Here is a 15779-nt window from a genome sequence, read left to right as displayed (position 1 = left end):
CTGACCACTGATGATTCGCCTGGACGGCGTGGGTCAGGTCTTCGATGGACGCGAGGGCCAGGTGACCGCCCTCGAGAAGATCGACCTGCACGTCCGCGGCGGTGAGTTCGTCACGCTGATCGGCCGGTCCGGATGTGGCAAGTCCACTCTGCTCCGGCTGATCGCGGGACTGTTGCCGCCGACCTCCGGTTCGGTCCAGGTGGCGGATGAACCCGTCACCGGACCGCGCCGGGACGTTTCGTTCATGTTCCAGCGGCCGGCGTTGCTGCCGTGGCGTTCGGTGCTGTCGAACGTGATGCTGCCGGTCGAGATCGACAAGGGCGGTGACCGCAGCAAGGCGGCGTACCGCGACCGGGCTCACCAGCTGCTCGAGCTGGTCGGTCTGCAGGGGTTCGAACGGCGGCTGCCGCACGAGCTGTCGGGCGGTATGCAGCAGCGGGTGTCGCTGTGCCGGTCGCTGATCCGCGACCCGCAGGTGATGCTGATGGACGAGCCGTTCTCCGCGCTCGACGCGCTCACCCGGACCGAGCTGTCCGAGGAGCTGCAGCGGATCAAGATGGAGCTGGCCACCACGATCGTGTTCGTCACGCACTCGATCGAGGAGGCCGTCGTACTCGCCGACCGGGTCGTTGTCCTGACGCCCCGGCCGGGCCGGATGCGGGAGGTCGTCGACATCGACATCCCGCGACCGCGCAGCCTGGCCCAGAACGCGTACGTCACCGAGGTGGCGACGATCAGCGCACGGCTGCACGGGCTGCTGTCGGAGAAGGACAGCGAGGACCGGCGATGAAGAAGCGTTCCTGGCTGACCAGTTCACCGGCCGCGGCCATCATCCTCCCGATCATCGGGCTGGCGGCGACGATCGCGCTGTGGTGGGGCGCGACGGCCGTGTTCTCGATCGAGTCGTACCTGCTGCCGACGCCGTGGGAGGTGGTGGTCAAGTTCTTCGACCAGCCGGGCGTCCTGCTGTCGGAGACCAGTACGTCGCTGCTGGAAACGATCGAGGGATTCCTGCTGGCGATCGTGATCGGGGTTCCGATCGCGCTGGTGATCGTCCGCTCGGTCGTCCTCGAGCGACTGGTGTACCCGCTGCTGCTGATGGTGAACTCGATCCCGAAGGTCGCGATCGCCCCGCTGCTGGTGGTGTGGATGGGTTTCGGTCAGTGGCCGAAGGTCGTAATGGTGCTGCTGATGTGCTTCTTCCCGATCGTGATCTCGACCGCGCAGGGGATGAAGTCGACGCCGACCGAGCTGGTCGAGCTGATGCGGTCGCTGAACGCGAGCCGGGCGCAGGAGTTCTTCAAGCTCCGGCTGCGGTACGCGATGCCGCAGATCTTCACCGGGTTCAAGGTCGCGATCTCGCTGGCGGTGATCGGCGCGGTGATCTCCGAGTTCGTTGGTGCCACCAAGGGACTCGGCTACGTGATCCAGCAGTCCGGCGCGAGCGCCGACACCACCCTGGCGTTCGCCGCGATCACGCTCCTGAGCGTGATGAGCATCGTCCTGTTCTACGGCTTGGTGCTACTCGAGCACCTGCTGCTGCCCTGGGCCCAGGAGAAGCGGTGACTCTACTGATGCCACGCCTCCGGCGCGGCGGGTCATCGGGCTGTAACTCCCGCCCTTCCCTCGTCGCTCCGGTCGCTTCGCTCCTCAGTCCAGGCCGGGAGGCCCGATGACCGCACAAGCATCGGATGCGGACAGACGCGTGCTGGTCCGGCCGGACTGGCTGCATGCCACTGTTTCGGCTGTGTTTACGGCGCTCCGGTTCGATCGGGAGGATGCCGACAAGATCGCTGCTGCGCTGGTCGAGGCTGATCTGCGTGGCGTCAGTTCGCATGGCGTGATGCTGGTGCCGATGTACGTCGAGCGCCTGAACGCCGGCGGGGTGACCCGCGAGCGCGAGCTCGACATCCTGTTCGACGCCGGCGCGGCGATGGTCGCCGACGCCCGCGGCGGGATGGGCCAGCTGTCCAGTCCACAGGCGATGGGACACGCGATCGAGCGCGCCGGCCGGTACGGTATCGGCCTGGTCTCGATCCGCAACGCACACCATTTCGGCGCGGCCAGCCGCTGGGCCATGCAAGCCGGTCAGGCCGGGTGTATCGGTATCGCGATGTCGAACACCACCCCGCTGATGCCGGCCCCGGGCGGTGCCGAGCGGATCGTCGGCAACAACCCGCTGGCGATCGCGGTACCGACCAAGGCCGGCGTGGAGATCGTCCTCGACATGGCGTTGTCGGCGGTTGCCCTGGGCAAGATCCGGCTGGCCGCCTCGGCCGGGCGGCCGATCCCCGAGACCTGGGCGACCGATCCCTCGGGCACGCCGACCACGGACCCGGAGGAGGCCGTGCTCGGCATGCTGCTGCCTGCCGCCGGTCACAAGGGCTTCGGGCTGGCGCTGATGATCGACGTACTGACCGGCGTACTGAGCGGCGGCGGCTGGGGCGACCAGGTCCGCCCGCTGTACCGCGAGCCGGACCGGCCGAACGACTGCGCGCATCTGTTCCTGGCGATCGACCCGGAGTTGATGGGCGGCGTGGAGAGTTTCCGCCTGCGCTCGTCCGGGCTGGCGGCGCGGGTCCGGGGGAGCGCGACGGCTCCGGGCGTGAACCGGTTGCATCTGCCGGGTGAGATCGAGGCCGAGCGTGCGGCGTACCAGCGCCGGCACGGTGTGCTGATCGAGCGGTCCGGACTGGACGGGCTGCTGGAGGCGGCGCGGGCGGTCGGTGCCGTCGTACCGGCGGGAGGGGTGTTGAGCTGATGGGGAAGACACAGGTGTCGACGGAGGCGCTGCGCAGCCCGAACGGGGTGTTCTCGCAGGCCACGACGATCGAAGCGACCGGGCGGTTGGTGTTCGTTTCCGGGATGACCGCCCGGCAGCCGGACGGCGGTATCGCCGGGGTCGGGGACGTCCGGGAACAGACCAGGCAGGTGTGCGAGAACGTGAAGGCGGCGGTCGAGGCCGCCGGCGGCACGCTCGCGGACGTCTGCCGGGTGGATGTGTACGTGCGCAACATGGAGGACTTCGCCAAGATCCACGAGATCCGGGCGCAGTACTTCACCGAGCCGCTGCCGGCGTCGACGATGGTCGAGGTCAGCAAGCTCGCACATCCCGATTACCTGATCGAGATCAACGCGATCGCAGTGGTCGCATGACCGGGGGTGAGTTCCGTGCGCGGTGTCGAGTGGACCTGAGATGAAGTACGTGACGGTGGAGTACGCCGGGCGCGAGGTGCCCGGCGTACTCGACGGGGACTCGATCCTGTTGCTATCGGCAACGGATCTGACCGAGGTGATCTCCGGACCGGCCGACGTGGTGGACAAGATCCCTTATGACGAGGGGATCCTGCGAGCACCGCTGCGACGATTCCGGCGGGACATCCTGTGCACCGGGTGGAACTACTGGGACCACTTCGAGGAGAGCACGGGCAAGCGCGAGGGCCAGGACGTGGACCGGCCGAAGCACCCGACGTTCTTCACCAAGGGCCCGGACGTGGTGATCGGTCCGTACGACGACATCGCCTGGGACCCGGCTGTCTCCGCCAAGTGGGACTACGAGGCCGAGGTCGCGCTGGTGATCGGCAGGACCGGCAAGAACATCGCCGTCGCCGACGCACTCGATCATGTCTGGGGCTACACGCTGGCGAACGACGTGTCGCAGCGGGACCTGCAGCGTGCGCACGGCGGTCAGTGGTTGAAGGGCAAGAGCATCGACGACACCATGCCGCTCGGACCGTGGATCGTGACCGCCGACGAGGTGGGCGACCCGCAGGACATCCACCTGCAGTGCCTGGTGAACGGCGAGGTACGCCAGGACGCGTCCACGCGGCAGATGGCGTTCGACGTGGCCACGCTGATCAGTGAGCTCTCGTTCGGTATGACGCTGCGCCCGGGCGACCTGTTGCTGACCGGTACGCCGGCCGGCATCGGCAACGCCCGCGAGCCACAGGTGTTCCTCCAGGACGGCGACGTCGTCGTCACCCGCTCCGACAAGCTCGGCGAGTTGCGCAACAGGGTGGCACGCGCATGAGCGGCCCGCTGGAACTGCTGCCAGGTGGCGGCAAGGGTGGACGCCGTACCCTCGCCGAACACGCGGCCGCCGAGCTGCACCAGCTGATCCTGTCCGGCGAGCTGCCCAGCGGTACGCCGCTGCGCCTCGTTGAGCTGGCCAGTCGCCTCGAGATGAGCCAGATGCCGGTGCGGGAAGGACTCCGCCGGCTGGAGGCGCTCGGGCTGGTCGAGATCATCCCGCACCGCGGCGCGTGGGTCCGCGACCTGTCGTTGTCCGATCTGCGCGACACGCATGAGACCCGGCTGGCATTGGAGAGTCTCGCAGTACGGGCTGCTGCGGCCCGGTTCAGTGAGGACGATCTGACGAAGGCAGCGGCTGCCCTGGCCGAGCACCTGCGACTGTCGCGGGCCGAGGACTCGGCGGGTGCCCGTGAGGCCCATGCGGACTTCCACTTCGCGATCTACCGCGCGAGCGGGTCCCAGTGGTTGCCGCGAGCAATCGAGCCGGTGTGGCAGAACAGCGAGCGCTACCGGTTCGGGAGCCGGCCGACGGCGTTCCTGATCGAGAAGAGCCGGCAGGAGCACCAGGCGATCCTGGATGCGTGCGTCGCGCAGGATCCGGATGCGGCCGAGCTGGCGTTGCGCAGCCACCTGGCCGGCGCGTTCCAGCGGATCACCGAGACGATGACGTCGAAGCAGAAGGAGACGTCATGAAGGCGAGCTTCGACGCGACCGGTGAGGTCGTGGTGATCACCGGCGGCGCACGCGGCATCGGTGCGGCGCTGGCACATGCGGTCAACGATGCTGGTGGTACTGCGGTCGTCTTCGACGTCAAGCCGCCGGACGATGGTGTCGAGTACGTCGAGGTCGACGTGGCGGACCGGTCCGCCGTACAGGCCGCGGTTGCCGGCGTACTGGAGCGGTACGGGCGGATCGACGGACTGGTCGCCGGTGCGGCCGTGCAGCCGCGGTCGACCGTGCTGGAGATGGATGCGGCCGAGTGGACCCGCACGCTGCAGGTGAACCTCGACGGCGTGGTCTGGGCATGCCAGGCCGTCGTACCGCAGATGGTGGAGCGGCAGTCCGGTTCGGTGGTGGTGTTCACGTCGGGGCTGGCGTCGACCGGGTACGCGGGCGCGTCGGCGTACGCGGCGAGCAAGGCGGCGCTGGTGGCGTTCGCGAAGTCGCTGGCGGTCGAGGTGGCGCGCGACCGGGTCCGGGTGAATGTGGTCGCGCCGGGCGTGATCGACACCGAGCAGTTCCGTAGTGCGAACGGCGGTGCGGACCGGGATCACTGGCACGACACCATAGGTATCGGCGACCCCGACGACGTGGTCGGGCCGTTGCTGTTCCTGCTGTCCGACGCGGCCGCGATGACCGGGTCGGTGCTGGCCCGGGAACGTGCCTTTGCCAAGCTCACGACGTTTGTGGAGTGAACGAGTGAACCAACTGCCTGTCGCCGTGGTGGGTGCCGGACCGATCGGTCTGACCACCGCGCTCGGTCTCGCGCACTACGGCATCCCGTACGTGCTGCTGGAGGAGGACGCGGTCCTGTCGTCCGACACCAAGGCCGGTACGACACTCAGCCGGACGCTGGAGATCTGGAACCGGTACGGCGCGGTCGACCGCATCCTGGGTGCCGCACTGCGCATCGACGAGATCGGTGACATCGACCGCGCGACGAACACCCCGCGCGCCTCGGTCCAGCTGGCCGAGCTGGCGAACGACACGCAGTTCCCGTTCGTCATCAACCTGCCGCAGCAGAAGATGGAGCCGCTGCTGGCAGCGGCGCTGCCGGAGCCGGTGCGGACGCAGCACCTGATGACGTCGTTCGAAGTACGTGACGACCGGGTCGTGCTGCAGTTGGAGACACCGGACGGTCCGCAGGAGCTGGAGGCGTCGTACCTGCTGGCCTGCGATGGCGGGCGCTCGCGGATCCGCGATGCGCTCGGGGTGAAGGTGGTGGGGGAGACCCTGCCGGAGCGGTACATGCTGATCGACGTCGTGGTGGACCTGGACGTCAACAACGCCAGGGACTACCCGTACCTCGCGTACTTCGCGGACAAGTCCGAGTGGATGGTGCTGATCCGTCAGCCGGACAACTGGCGGTTCCTGTTCCCGCTGGCGCCGGGCGCCGACGCACCGGGTGACGAGGACCTGCTGGTGAAGGTGAAGCAGTTCATCGGCGAGGTGGACCGGATCGAGCTGCTGGGCTCGGTCGTCTACAACGTGCATCACCGGGTCGCAGAGCAGTGGACCAAGGACCGCAGGGTGTTCCTGATGGGCGATGCGGCCCATCTGATCACGCCGATGTGGGCGCTCGGTCTGAACACCGGTGCGCTGGACGCTTCGAACCTGCCGTGGCGGCTGGCCTGGGTACTGCGTGGCTGGGCCGATCCGTCGTTGCTGGACGGGTACGAGCAGGAGCAGCGCCCGGTGGCGATCGAGGGCTCGGGCGAGATGGCCGAGGCCGCGCGGAAGTACATGTCGTTCCAGCGTGGTGCTGTTACCGAAGGCACCGGCGCGTGGGCCACGGCGTACAACAGGACTCTGCTCAGTGTGCGGCTCGACGTGGAGGGAGTCGGGGACTGGTCGATGGTCGCCACGTCCGCCTCCCCGCCTGCCGTACGGGCGGGGGACCGGGCGCCGGATCTGGTGCTGCAGAGTCCGACCGGCCGCACGACGATCCATGACCTGTGTCGCGACTCGTTCGTGGCGCTCTACTTCACCGACGTACGCCGTCGGCCGGAGATCCCGGTCAACCAGTCGCCGGCGCTGCAGCACTACGCCGTCTCCCGGTGGGACGCCCCGCACGACTCCGGTCTGCGTGACCGCGCCCTGTTCGATCCGGGCAGCGTCACGACCAACAGGTACGGCGTACCGCCGGAGAGCGTCGTACTGATCCGGCCGGACGGCCACATCGCAGCCGTTGCCCCGATGGCCGCCGGCGTGGCCGAGCAGCTGTACACGCATGTGACTGGTCGGGAGGTCCCGTGAGTTTCGACGAACCGTTGCGGGAGATCCTGCTGCAGACGGATGACCTGGAGTGGGTCGAGAAGTCGTTGGACGGCTTGTCCCACAAGATGCTGTGGCGGGATCCGGAGACCGAGGCGTCGATCGCTCTGGTGCGTTTCGAGAAGGGCTCCGGCATTCCGTCCGAGCACAAGCACGCGTCGAACCAGTTCATGTTCTGCCTGTCCGGCCGGTACGTGTACCTGCCGACCGGGACCACGCTGACCAAGGGCAGCTTCTACTGGAACCCCAAGGGCGTGACGCACGGACCGACGCGGGCTGAGGAGACCTCCGTCCTGCTGGAGGTGTATGACGGGCCGCACTACCCGGAGCGCCCGGACTTCTACGACAACGACGAGGACGCCCGCTGACATGGCCGGTTGGGACGTCCACACTCACCTGATCCCGCCGACCGTACTGTCGGCGGCGCACCGGGGTGAGTTCGGGCTGTCCGTCGACAGCGGTTCGCTGGTGGTCGACGGACAGCGACTGCCGCTGGGTCGGCTGGCCGACCCGGCCGCACTGCTGCACTGGATCACCGAGCAGTCGCTGGACGGCGCCGTGGTCTCCGTACCGCCCGCTCTCTTCCGGTACGACGCCGGCGTCGAGTGGGCCGAGCTGGTGAACCAGGGGCTGCGGGAGCTCGCCACACCGCAACTGCGGGTGCTGGCGCACCTGCCGCTGCTCGACCCGACCGCGCCGTCAGTGGCTGCCGGACTGGCCGGTGAGGGTGTCTTCAGCGGGTTTGCCCTGGGTACGCCGAGCTATGCCGGGCTGGATCCGGTCTGGCGGGTGCTCGACGTACTGGAGGCGTTCACGCTGATTCACCCCGGCAACAGTGACGACAAGCGGCTTGATTCGTTCTACTTGTCGAACCTGTTGGGGAATCCGTACGAGACCGGAGTGGCCGCCGCTTCGCTCGTCTTCGCCGACGTGCCGGGGCGGTTTCCAGGGATCCGGTTCTGCTTGTGCCATGGGGGTGGTGTGACGGCGGCCGTTGCCGGCCGGTGGCAGCGCGGGATCGACACGGACCGGCCCGGGATCCAGCCGGTGTCGTTGCCGGTGGCCGAGGCGCTGCGCCAGTTCTACGTCGACGATCTGGTGCACGACGACGCCGTACTGGAACTGCTGCACAAGACGTTCGGGCCCGAGCGGGTGCTGGCCGGGAGTGACTGGCCGTTCCCGATGGGCAGCGACGGGGTGTCCGCCGCGCGGTCCGCGACGGCCGAGGTGCTGACCCGGCCGCTGGCGAAGGAGGTCGCCGCGTGGTGAGACGGGTGTTCTGTCTGGTCGAGGTTGTGATCAGATATCAAATCGTGAACGGGGATGAGGCGTGAGTACACGGGGGACTGTGTTGCACAGTCACGGACCGGGTGAGCAGCTGAAGGCCGAAGAGGTCGAGCTGACTGCCGGTCCGGGTGAGACGTTGGTGGAGATGCGGCTGGCTGCTGTGACCGCACTGGACCGGTCGACGCTGGCCGGCAAGCAGCCGTCGGTGCCGTTCGTGCCGGGCTCCGAGGGAACCGGTGTGGTTGTCAGCTCGGAGGTGGTCGAGGCCGGGACGGCTGTGCTCGTCCGGGGCGACGGCGTCGGCGTGACTCGTCCAGGTGTTTGGGGTCAGTACGCAGTGGTGCCGGATGCCGCCGTACATCGGCTGCCGTCGTCGCTCGAGCCGGGAGCGGCGCTGACGTTGCTGACGCAGGCGTTGACCGCGCACACCGCAGTACGCCGGGTGGCTGACGTACTGAAGGGCGAGACCGTTGTGGTCACCGGGGTGAATGGTCTGCTCGGGCGGATGTGCGCTGCGATCGCGCGGTCGGCCGGTGCGGCGCGGGTGATTGGTCTGGTGGCGATGGAGGCGTCCGTCGATGCGGCGAGTGCGCTGGTGGACCAGATCGTTCGCGTCGACGGGCTGGGACAGGTTGGTCGGGAGCTGCAGTGGTGTGACGCGGCGATCGACACCATGGGCGGTCCGGTGACCGGTGGGGTCCTTGGGCATATCGCTCCGGGCGGGCGGATCGCCGTACTGGGTTACAAGGCCGGTGAGTTCACCACGATCGACCTGCACCAGTTGATCGGCCGCGATCTCCGGGTGCTGCCGGTGAACCTTCAGCGCACCGCGCTGACACCGGATGCGGTCGGTCAGGCACTCGCGGATATCGCACCGGCGTCCTGGCGAGCGGAGTACGACGTGGTGGCCGCAGACCGGGCTGGTGACGCGCTGGATCGGCAAGCAGGGCGGGTGTTGCTGGACTTGACGGCACTCCGGCTGGCATAGACCACTTGCGTTGGTTTGGGGTCCTAGCTGAGCAATCCGTCGCCGAAGGCCCGCAGATACCCGAGTGGCGGCTACGGTACCTCCAGAGCTGAATAGGAGAGAGGCAGCCCGCTACTGATGATCCGACGACTCGAGCTCACGCCTGGGGGGCCGACCGGCCGTCGTACGCTCGCCGAGGAAGCCGCCGCCGAGCTGCACGAACTCATCCTGTCCGGCGAGCTTCCCAGTGGTACGGCGCTGCGGCTCGAGGAGCTCGCCAAACGGCTGGACATGAGCCAGATGCCGATCCGCGAAGGGCTGCGGCGGATGGCTGCGCTCGGACTGGTCGAGATCGTCCCGCACAAGGGCGCCTGGGTCCGTGAGCTGTCGATGGAGGACCTGCGCGACACCCACGCGACCCGACTGGCGCTGGAGTCCCTGGCGGTGCGTGCGGCCGCGACGCGGTTCTCCGACACGGACGCCTCGACCGCACGGGACGCACTGGCCGAGCATGTCCGGTTGTCGAAGCTGGGCGACAACATCGCGTCCCGGCAGGCGCACACCGAGTTCCACTTCGCCATCTACCGGGCCGGCGGGTCGCGGTGGCTGCCGCGAGCGATCGAGCCGGTCTGGCAGAACAGCGAGCGCTACCGGTTCGGCTCCCGGCAGACCAAGGCCCGCATCGAGCAGACCCGCCGGGAGCACCAGGCGATCCTCGATGCGTGCGTTGCACACGACGAGACGGGCGCTGAGGCCGCGCTGCGTGAACACCTGGAAGGTGCGATGCAGCGCATCACCGAGACGATGGAGCGTCGCTCGGCCAAGCCGTGAGCTCTTCGAACTGGTCGTGCTGCCAGCCGGTCGCATCGAAGACCGCACGGAGCAGCAGGCCGTCGCTGCTCGACCGGTGAACTCCGATGAGCTCTTCGAGCGGTTTGCTGCCCAGACCGTCGTAGTACTCGTCGAGTGCCTGCCGCCTGCGCTGCTCGGACGCGCCGCTGATCTCCTCGAGAGGCGCTTCGCATCCTTTGATGTGGCCTGAGCCGACCCGCTGTCCTGGTGCGAGCTGCTGGACCAGTTGTTCACCTGCGCGCACGTCCTGCGCTCTCACGCGTGCACCGAGCGCGCGGCAGTCGACGTGCTGGAGTGCTCGCTGGACTGCTTGTGAGATCGCAATGTGGTCCGGGTGCCCGGTGAGTCCGTCACGTCCCACGGTGAGGATGAGCTCCGGCTCGATCACCTGCACCGCGGTCTCGATCTCCGCGGCCAGCTCGGCCGGATCGGCGGCTGCCGGCGTCTGCGGTCCGTTCAGACCGCCGTCGTCGATCCAGCGACCTCCACCGCCGGCGGGCTTTGCAGCGCCGTCGGCTCCGAGCCAGTCCCATTCGTCGATCCCGAGTAGTGCGCAGGAGGCGGTCAGATGGTCGGCTGCTCCATGCATCCCGGCGGTGGCGACCCGCAGTACGACGTGCCAGCCCTGATCGTGCAGTACGGAGGTGGCGGCGCCGGTGGCGAACACCTCGTCGTCCGGGTGCGCGTGGACCACCAGCGCCGTACGCATCAGTCGGCCAGGCGCGCCGGGAAGCCGCCGGTGGCGAGTGGGCCCCAGCGCTCCGGGGTGATGCGGATCAGGCACTTGCCCTGCTTCACCATCGCCTCGCGGTACTCGTCCCAGTCCGGGTGCTCACCGGAGATCGCACGGTAATAGTCGACCAGCGGCTCCACCGCGTCCGGCAGCTCGATCACCTCGCCGCTGCCGTCCACCTGCACCCACGCGCCGTTCCACTCGTCAGACAGCACGAGCACACCGGCCTTGCCGGTCCGCTTCACGTTGGTGCTCTTGGCCCGCTCCGGGTACGACGAGATGACGATCCGGCCCTCGGTGTCCACACCTCCGGACACCGGCGACGCCTGTGCCGTCCCGTCCGCCCGGTACGTGATCAGCAGCATGTGATGACGAGGCCGCACGAACTCCAGCAGCCCCTCGAGGTCGACCTTGGTGTTGGTAGCAATAGTCCTCGGCATGACTCCCACCCTATGTGCCGGGCCGGAGGTCCTGCGTGCCGAGGAGGTGTTCCAGCTCGTCCTCGGTGCGCTGGTCGACGAGGTGCTTGAGGTACTGCGCCTGGGCGGTCGTGGGCAGCTCCCCGGCCAGCAGATCGGGCAGGTCCCGGGCCTGTGGACGACCGGATTGACATGTTCGAACAGGTGTTCGAACATGGATTCATGACGGGGAGCAAGGCAGCGACGAGCCGGGTCACGGCACTCGACCAGGCACGCCTCCTCCTGGCCCAGGCCAAAGCCCAGAAAGCGGCCGCCGAGGACCTTCTCGAGGTGCCCGATCTCCCCCCACCCAGCCTCCCCACCCCCACCCATCTGGCCCCAGTCACCAGCTTCGACCCCGACACCCTCGACCACGGCTCCGACCTCGACCACGGCTTCGGCTCAGGCCTCGGCTCAGGCTCCGGCTCCGGCTCCAGCTCAGGCCTCGGCTCGGGATCGCTCGAGCCGGGTTCGTTCGATGGCGGCGCCGGGGCTCGTGGCGAGGTGGGGGTGCGGCTTGCTTCGGTTGGGGGTGGGGTTACTCGGGTGCCGTCGGTTGCGCGGGTGCAGCAGGCGCTGGACACGGCGGGGGTGGATCGGGAGCTGCCAACGCATCCGGCGGTGAGTGAGCTGCTGGCGGGGGCGAGCCTGCGCGGCGGCTCGGTGTATTCCGTGCGTGGCAGTGCCGCCCTGGTGATGGCGCTGATGGCAGGTCCGTCGGCGGAGGGCGCCTGGTGCGGTGTTGTCGGGGTGCCGTCGTTCGGCGCCGAAGCGGCGCGTGGGCTCGGGGTCGACCTGGAGCGGCTCGTGCTGGTCCCGGATCCCGGCCGGGACTGGCTCAGCGTCGTCGCCGCGCTGGTGGACGCGCTGACGGTGGTGGTCGTCCGGCCGCCCGGAGAGGTGACACCGGGGGAGGCGTCCCGGCTCGCCGCCCGGCTCCGGACCCGCGGCGCGATGCTGATCGCGTACGGGTCGTGGCCCGGCAGCGAGGCCCGGTTCGAGATCGAGAGCAACACCTGGACGGGTCTCGGCGACGGCGAGGGGCTGATCACCGCCCGCCGCGCGACGGTCGCGGTGACCGGTCGCCGGTCCGCCGTACGTGTTCGTCGCCAAGAACTCTGGCTCCCCGCCCCCGACGGCACCGTCCGCCCCGCCGAGCCCGCCCACGAACAGGCACCCGGCTGGCTCGGCCGCCCAGCCGATCCGTCTCGCGAGCAGGCACCCGGCTGGCAGGAGGAGTGGGTGGAAGAGATCGGCGCGGTGGGCTGATGGCCGGCCGTGGACTCACTCGGACGATGGTGATCTGGGTGCCTGACTGGCCGGTGACGGCGGCTGCGGTGGCGACTGGGCGGTCGCCGGACGAGCCGATCGTCGTGCTGGAGAAGGGGAAGGTGCTCGCCACCTCCGCCGCTGCGCGGGCCGAAGGGGTGCGGCGCGGGCAGCGGGCCCGGGATGCGCAGTCGCGGTGCCCGGAGCTGGTGGTGCTGAAGTACGACCCGGTGATCGACGCGCGCGCGTTCGACCCGGTGATCGCGTGCCTGGAGGCGATCACGCCGGGCGTGCAGGCGATCCGGCCGGGCATGTGTGCGTTGAAGGCGCGCGGTCCGGCCCGGTTCTACGGCAGCGAGGAGATGGCGGCGGAGAAGCTGCTCGACCGGCTGGAGACGTTCGACGTACCGGGCAGCCGGGTCGGGATCGCCGACGGTCCGTTCGCCGCGGAGCAGGCCGCGCGGACGAGTTCCGCGCGGACCAGGGTGCAGGTGGTGCCACCGGGCGGATCACCGGAGTTCCTCGCGCCGTTGTCGGTCGACCTGCTCGAGCAGCCGGAGCTCACGGATCTGCTGCGCCGGCTGGGCCTGCGGTCGCTGGGTGCGTTCGCCCAGCTGTCCGGGACGGAGGTGCTGACCCGGTTCGGGCCCGGCGGCGCCTTCGCCCATCGGCTGGCCGGCGGGGCCGACGATCGCCCGGTGACCGGCCGGGAGGTCCCGCCGGAGCTGACCCGGGCGCTCGACTTCGAGCCGTCCGTCGACCGGGTCGACCAGGTCGCGTTCGCGGTCCGTGCGATCGCCGACGAGCTGATCGTCCGGCTGACCGAGCTCGGCCTGGTGTGTACGACGCTGCGGGTCGAGGTCGGCACCGAGTCCGGGCGGATCCACGAGCGGGAGTGGCTGCACCCGCGCTGGTTCACCGCGGCGGACGTGGTGGACCGGGTGCGTTGGCAGCTACAGGGCAGCGGCACGGCGACCAGCGAGCTGACGTCGCCGGTCGTGCGGATCCGGTTGATCCCGGAGCAGGCAGATCCGGTCGGCGCGCATGTCGACGGGCTGTGGGGCGGCGGGCCGGACGAGCGGATCCACCGGGCATTGTCGAGGGTGCAGAGCATGCTCGGTCACGGTGCGGTGGTGTCGGTGGTGATCGGCGGCGGGCGAGGGTTCGCGGACCGGCAGACGCTGATCCCGTGGGGCGATCCGCCGGTGCCGGCCCGACCGCCCGACCAGCCGTGGCCAGGGGCGATCACCGGGACGAGCGCTGGGACAAGCGCCGGCGCCGAGCGCTGGCCGACCCCGGCACCGACCACGATCTTCCCGGAGCCGATCCCCGCGAAGGTGTTCGCCGCGGACGGCGCCCAGGTGTCGGTCAGCGCCCGCGGCGAGCTGTCCGGCGTACCGACCGCGTTCTCCCTGCTACCCACCAACGGCCCCGGCGTTCAAGTTGCCGACAGCAACAAAATCCACCCGATCACCGCCTGGGCCGGCCCCTGGCTCAGCACCGAACGATGGTGGGACCCCACCACCGAGTCTCGCCAGGCCCGCTTCCAGTTCCAGACCGCCGACACCCGAGCCTGGCTCTTCACCCTTCACCAAACAACCTGGCAAGCCCAAGCCACCTACGACTGACTACGTGAAGTCGATGCGCATCACCGTGCGGCGGAGGGTGGGATGGGTTACTTGCTTGAAGCCGGCTTCTTCGAAGGCTTGGTGGGGGCCGACGTGGAGTTCGCCCCAGGTGATGGTTTTGCCGGGCTGGGTGAACATCGGGTAGGCCTCGAGTGCGCGGGCGCCGTGGGTGCGGGCGTACGGGATCGTGGCGCGAGCCAGGTGGTACGTGAGGCCTTGGCCGCGGAAGCCTTTGCGGACGGTCATGCACGTGACGGCCCAGACGCTCTCGTCGTCCTTGTCCTCGTTGCGGTCCGTCCACGGCACGCGGGACGTCCGCAGCTTCGGGTACGCCGTGCGCGGTTCGAGCGCGACCCATCCGGCCGGCTCACCGTCGACGTACGCGATCAGCCCGGTCGTCGACGGCGCGTCCGGCGTACCGCACGCGGTCTGGTCCTGCAGGCGCGTCATCCGTTCGTCCAGCGTCGAGTCACGCCAGATCCACCCGCGGATCTTGAACCGCTGACACTGGCACTGTCCCGCGTCCGTCGTACCGAAGACCGTCTGCAGGTCCTCCCACGACGCTTCGTTCGCCGGTACGACGGTCACCTGCGACTCATCGATCACCATGCGGGCACGCTAACCCGAGTTCCGGACGACCACCTTCCGGAACCGCTCGGAAGTTAGGACCAACGACCCTGAAGACGCCGGAGTTCCGCGCTAGGCCGGCAGCAGAACCGGCCCTCCAAGAGGCAACACCCGGACTAGGCTCCGAGGCATGACTGAGCTTGCGGCGACGTTCCAGCAGGAGGCGGTAGCGGAGGCCTATCAGCATCGGCCGCCGTACCCGGACGAGGTCTTCGACCGCCTCGAAGCCCTGATCACCGACGAACCACGACGTGTGCTCGACATCGGCGCCGGCGAAGGCGCGATCGCCCGGCCGCTCGCGCCACGGGTCGAACACGTCGACGCGATCGACTTCTCCGCGCCGATGATCGAAGCCGGCCGGCAGCGCCCCGGCGGCGACCAGCCGAACATCACGTGGCAGGTCAGCGCGATCGAGACCGCCGAGCTCGACGGCCCGTACGCGCTGGTGACGGCCGGCGCGAGTATCCACTGGATGCCGTGGGAGGAGACGTTCGCGCGGATCGTCCCGCACCTCACCCCGAACGCCCAACTCGTCGTCATCGAACACGGCCCCGTCGACATGCCCTGGTGGGACGGCGTCATGCAAGCGATCCAGCGGCACTCCCGCAAGAAGAACCACGACCCGAAGTACAACGTGGTCGAGGCGATCCGGGACCGCGGCCTCCTCGACGCCGGCGGTACGGCGCGAACGGCGCCCGTCACCTATCACCAGAAGGTCACCGACTACATCGAGCAGTTCCACTCGACGTCGAGCCTCGCGCGCGACCTGATGACACCCGAGGAGGCCGCCGACTTCGACGCGATGGTCGAGGAGGCGGTCCGGCCGTACGCGAAGGACGGCGTACTGGAGCTGAAGATCGAGGCCGAGCTCAGCTGGGGCCGGCCGCTGGCCTGACGTCGTCATTGTTCAGCTTCCCGATGCCCGCAGGCCA

19 protein-coding genes are annotated in these 15779 nt (G+C 69.1%); 16 read left to right on the top strand and 3 right to left on the bottom strand.

Annotated features, from left to right (window positions below; all coding sequences use genetic code 11):
- Window positions 1-10: 10 nt before the first annotated feature.
- From ACFWUU_RS17705 to ACFWUU_RS17650, 12 genes are all read left to right on the top strand, one after another.
- Window positions 11-790, top strand: coding sequence for an ABC transporter ATP-binding protein (locus tag ACFWUU_RS17705; protein WP_137254748.1), 780 nt, complete (start codon window positions 11-13; stop codon window positions 788-790).
- Window positions 787-1566 carry an ABC transporter permease gene (locus ACFWUU_RS17700; protein ID WP_380176814.1) on the top strand — a complete coding sequence of 260 codons (780 nt, stop codon included), beginning with the start codon at window positions 787-789 and terminating at the stop codon, window positions 1564-1566. The genes ACFWUU_RS17705 and ACFWUU_RS17700 overlap by 4 nt, the downstream gene beginning before the upstream one ends.
- Before the next feature lie 106 nt (window positions 1567-1672).
- Window positions 1673-2761 (top strand): Ldh family oxidoreductase, encoded by a 1089-nt coding sequence (locus ACFWUU_RS17695; protein WP_380176812.1) that lies wholly within the window; start codon window positions 1673-1675, stop codon window positions 2759-2761.
- Window positions 2761-3156, top strand: a complete 396-nt coding sequence (locus ACFWUU_RS17690) for a RidA family protein (protein WP_137254751.1) — start codon at window positions 2761-2763, stop codon at window positions 3154-3156. Before ACFWUU_RS17695 ends, ACFWUU_RS17690 begins: the two co-directional genes overlap by 1 nt.
- Window positions 3157-3196: 40 nt before the next feature.
- The gene (locus ACFWUU_RS17685; protein ID WP_380176810.1) at window positions 3197-4030 is read left to right on the top strand and encodes a fumarylacetoacetate hydrolase family protein; all 834 of its coding nucleotides are present in this window, start codon (window positions 3197-3199) and stop codon (window positions 4028-4030) included.
- The gene (locus ACFWUU_RS17680; protein WP_137254753.1) at window positions 4027-4725 is read left to right on the top strand and encodes a GntR family transcriptional regulator; all 699 of its coding nucleotides are present in this window, start codon (window positions 4027-4029) and stop codon (window positions 4723-4725) included. The genes ACFWUU_RS17685 and ACFWUU_RS17680 overlap by 4 nt, the downstream gene beginning before the upstream one ends.
- Window positions 4722-5447, top strand: a complete 726-nt coding sequence (locus tag ACFWUU_RS17675) for an SDR family NAD(P)-dependent oxidoreductase (protein ID WP_380176808.1) — start codon at window positions 4722-4724, stop codon at window positions 5445-5447. The genes ACFWUU_RS17680 and ACFWUU_RS17675 overlap by 4 nt, the downstream gene beginning before the upstream one ends.
- A gap of 4 nt (window positions 5448-5451) precedes the next feature.
- Window positions 5452-7008 (top strand): FAD-dependent monooxygenase, encoded by a 1557-nt coding sequence (locus tag ACFWUU_RS17670; RefSeq protein ID WP_202877698.1) that lies wholly within the window; start codon window positions 5452-5454, stop codon window positions 7006-7008.
- Window positions 7005-7394, top strand: a complete 390-nt coding sequence (locus ACFWUU_RS17665; protein WP_363877438.1) for a cupin domain-containing protein — start codon at window positions 7005-7007, stop codon at window positions 7392-7394. The genes ACFWUU_RS17670 and ACFWUU_RS17665 overlap by 4 nt, the downstream gene beginning before the upstream one ends.
- Before the next feature lies 1 nt (window position 7395).
- Window positions 7396-8295, top strand: coding sequence for an amidohydrolase family protein (locus tag ACFWUU_RS17660; protein WP_380176806.1), 900 nt, complete (start codon window positions 7396-7398; stop codon window positions 8293-8295).
- Between the two features lie 61 nt (window positions 8296-8356).
- A complete protein-coding gene (locus ACFWUU_RS17655; protein WP_380176804.1) occupies window positions 8357-9301 on the top strand; it encodes an alcohol dehydrogenase catalytic domain-containing protein in 945 nt (314 codons plus the stop codon).
- Between the two features lie 117 nt (window positions 9302-9418).
- A complete protein-coding gene (locus ACFWUU_RS17650; RefSeq protein ID WP_137254759.1) occupies window positions 9419-10111 on the top strand; it encodes a GntR family transcriptional regulator in 693 nt (230 codons plus the stop codon).
- Here ACFWUU_RS17650 and ACFWUU_RS17645 read toward each other — a convergent pair.
- Both ACFWUU_RS17645 and ACFWUU_RS17640 read right to left on the bottom strand, forming a co-directional pair.
- The gene (locus ACFWUU_RS17645; RefSeq protein ID WP_380176802.1) at window positions 10074-10841 is read right to left on the bottom strand and encodes a PIG-L deacetylase family protein; all 768 of its coding nucleotides are present in this window, start codon (window positions 10839-10841) and stop codon (window positions 10074-10076) included. The genes ACFWUU_RS17650 and ACFWUU_RS17645 overlap by 38 nt on opposite strands.
- Window positions 10841-11305 (bottom strand): PPOX class F420-dependent oxidoreductase, encoded by a 465-nt coding sequence (locus ACFWUU_RS17640; RefSeq protein ID WP_137254761.1) that lies wholly within the window; start codon window positions 11303-11305, stop codon window positions 10841-10843. Before ACFWUU_RS17640 ends, ACFWUU_RS17645 begins: the two co-directional genes overlap by 1 nt.
- On the opposite strand from ACFWUU_RS17640, the gene ACFWUU_RS17635 reads away from it, so the two are divergent.
- From ACFWUU_RS17635 to ACFWUU_RS17625, 3 genes are read left to right on the top strand one after another with little or no spacing between them, the layout of a single operon-like run.
- Window positions 11304-11510 carry a hypothetical protein gene (locus tag ACFWUU_RS17635; RefSeq protein ID WP_380176800.1) on the top strand — a complete coding sequence of 69 codons (207 nt, stop codon included), beginning with the start codon at window positions 11304-11306 and terminating at the stop codon, window positions 11508-11510. The two genes, ACFWUU_RS17640 and ACFWUU_RS17635, sit on opposite strands and share 2 nt — an antisense overlap.
- A complete protein-coding gene (locus ACFWUU_RS17630) occupies window positions 11507-12592 on the top strand; it encodes a hypothetical protein (RefSeq protein ID WP_380176798.1) in 1086 nt (361 codons plus the stop codon). Before ACFWUU_RS17635 ends, ACFWUU_RS17630 begins: the two co-directional genes overlap by 4 nt.
- Window positions 12593-12630: 38 nt before the next feature.
- A complete protein-coding gene (locus ACFWUU_RS17625; RefSeq protein WP_380176796.1) occupies window positions 12631-14220 on the top strand; it encodes a DNA polymerase Y family protein in 1590 nt (529 codons plus the stop codon).
- Here the strand turns inward: ACFWUU_RS17625 and ACFWUU_RS17620 are convergent, their stop codons facing one another.
- The gene (locus ACFWUU_RS17620) at window positions 14221-14829 is read right to left on the bottom strand and encodes a GNAT family N-acetyltransferase (RefSeq protein ID WP_380176794.1); all 609 of its coding nucleotides are present in this window, start codon (window positions 14827-14829) and stop codon (window positions 14221-14223) included.
- A gap of 148 nt (window positions 14830-14977) precedes the next feature.
- On the opposite strand from ACFWUU_RS17620, the gene ACFWUU_RS17615 reads away from it, so the two are divergent.
- Window positions 14978-15742: a class I SAM-dependent methyltransferase gene (locus ACFWUU_RS17615; protein WP_380176792.1), complete on the top strand. Its 765-nt coding sequence runs from the start codon at window positions 14978-14980 to the stop codon at window positions 15740-15742.
- The last annotated feature ends 37 nt before the right edge of the window (window positions 15743-15779 follow it).

Source organism: Kribbella sp. NPDC058693 (assembly GCF_042715335.1).
Lineage (GTDB): Bacteria > Actinomycetota > Actinomycetes > Propionibacteriales > Kribbellaceae > Kribbella > Kribbella jiaozuonensis.
Note: the sequence above shows the minus strand (reverse complement) of the source record. Positions and strands in the feature narration are given on the sequence as shown.

What these genes read in the sequence shown, in the direction of transcription:
- ACFWUU_RS17685 (WP_380176810.1), top strand. Translation starts at nt 3,197, where the DNA reads ATGAAGTACGTGACGGTGGAGTACGCCGGGCGCGAGGTGCCCGGCGTA.
- ACFWUU_RS17675 (WP_380176808.1), top strand. Translation starts at nt 4,722, where the DNA reads ATGAAGGCGAGCTTCGACGCGACCGGTGAGGTCGTGGTGATCACCGGC.
- ACFWUU_RS17630 (WP_380176798.1), top strand. Translation starts at nt 11,507, where the DNA reads ATGACGGGGAGCAAGGCAGCGACGAGCCGGGTCACGGCACTCGACCAG.
- ACFWUU_RS17615 (WP_380176792.1), top strand. Translation starts at nt 14,978, where the DNA reads ATGACTGAGCTTGCGGCGACGTTCCAGCAGGAGGCGGTAGCGGAGGCC.
- ACFWUU_RS17660 (WP_380176806.1), top strand. Translation starts at nt 7,396, where the DNA reads ATGGCCGGTTGGGACGTCCACACTCACCTGATCCCGCCGACCGTACTG.
- ACFWUU_RS17650 (WP_137254759.1), top strand. Translation starts at nt 9,419, where the DNA reads ATGATCCGACGACTCGAGCTCACGCCTGGGGGGCCGACCGGCCGTCGT.
- ACFWUU_RS17680 (WP_137254753.1), top strand. Translation starts at nt 4,027, where the DNA reads ATGAGCGGCCCGCTGGAACTGCTGCCAGGTGGCGGCAAGGGTGGACGC.
- ACFWUU_RS17640 (WP_137254761.1), bottom strand. Translation starts at nt 11,305, where the DNA reads ATGCCGAGGACTATTGCTACCAACACCAAGGTCGACCTCGAGGGGCTG.
- ACFWUU_RS17620 (WP_380176794.1), bottom strand. Translation starts at nt 14,829, where the DNA reads ATGGTGATCGATGAGTCGCAGGTGACCGTCGTACCGGCGAACGAAGCG.
- ACFWUU_RS17690 (WP_137254751.1), top strand. Translation starts at nt 2,761, where the DNA reads ATGGGGAAGACACAGGTGTCGACGGAGGCGCTGCGCAGCCCGAACGGG.
- ACFWUU_RS17635 (WP_380176800.1), top strand. Translation starts at nt 11,304, where the DNA reads ATGACTCCCACCCTATGTGCCGGGCCGGAGGTCCTGCGTGCCGAGGAG.
- ACFWUU_RS17695 (WP_380176812.1), top strand. Translation starts at nt 1,673, where the DNA reads ATGACCGCACAAGCATCGGATGCGGACAGACGCGTGCTGGTCCGGCCG.
- ACFWUU_RS17645 (WP_380176802.1), bottom strand. Translation starts at nt 10,841, where the DNA reads ATGCGTACGGCGCTGGTGGTCCACGCGCACCCGGACGACGAGGTGTTC.
- ACFWUU_RS17705 (WP_137254748.1), top strand. Translation starts at nt 11, where the DNA reads ATGATTCGCCTGGACGGCGTGGGTCAGGTCTTCGATGGACGCGAGGGC.
- ACFWUU_RS17700 (WP_380176814.1), top strand. Translation starts at nt 787, where the DNA reads ATGAAGAAGCGTTCCTGGCTGACCAGTTCACCGGCCGCGGCCATCATC.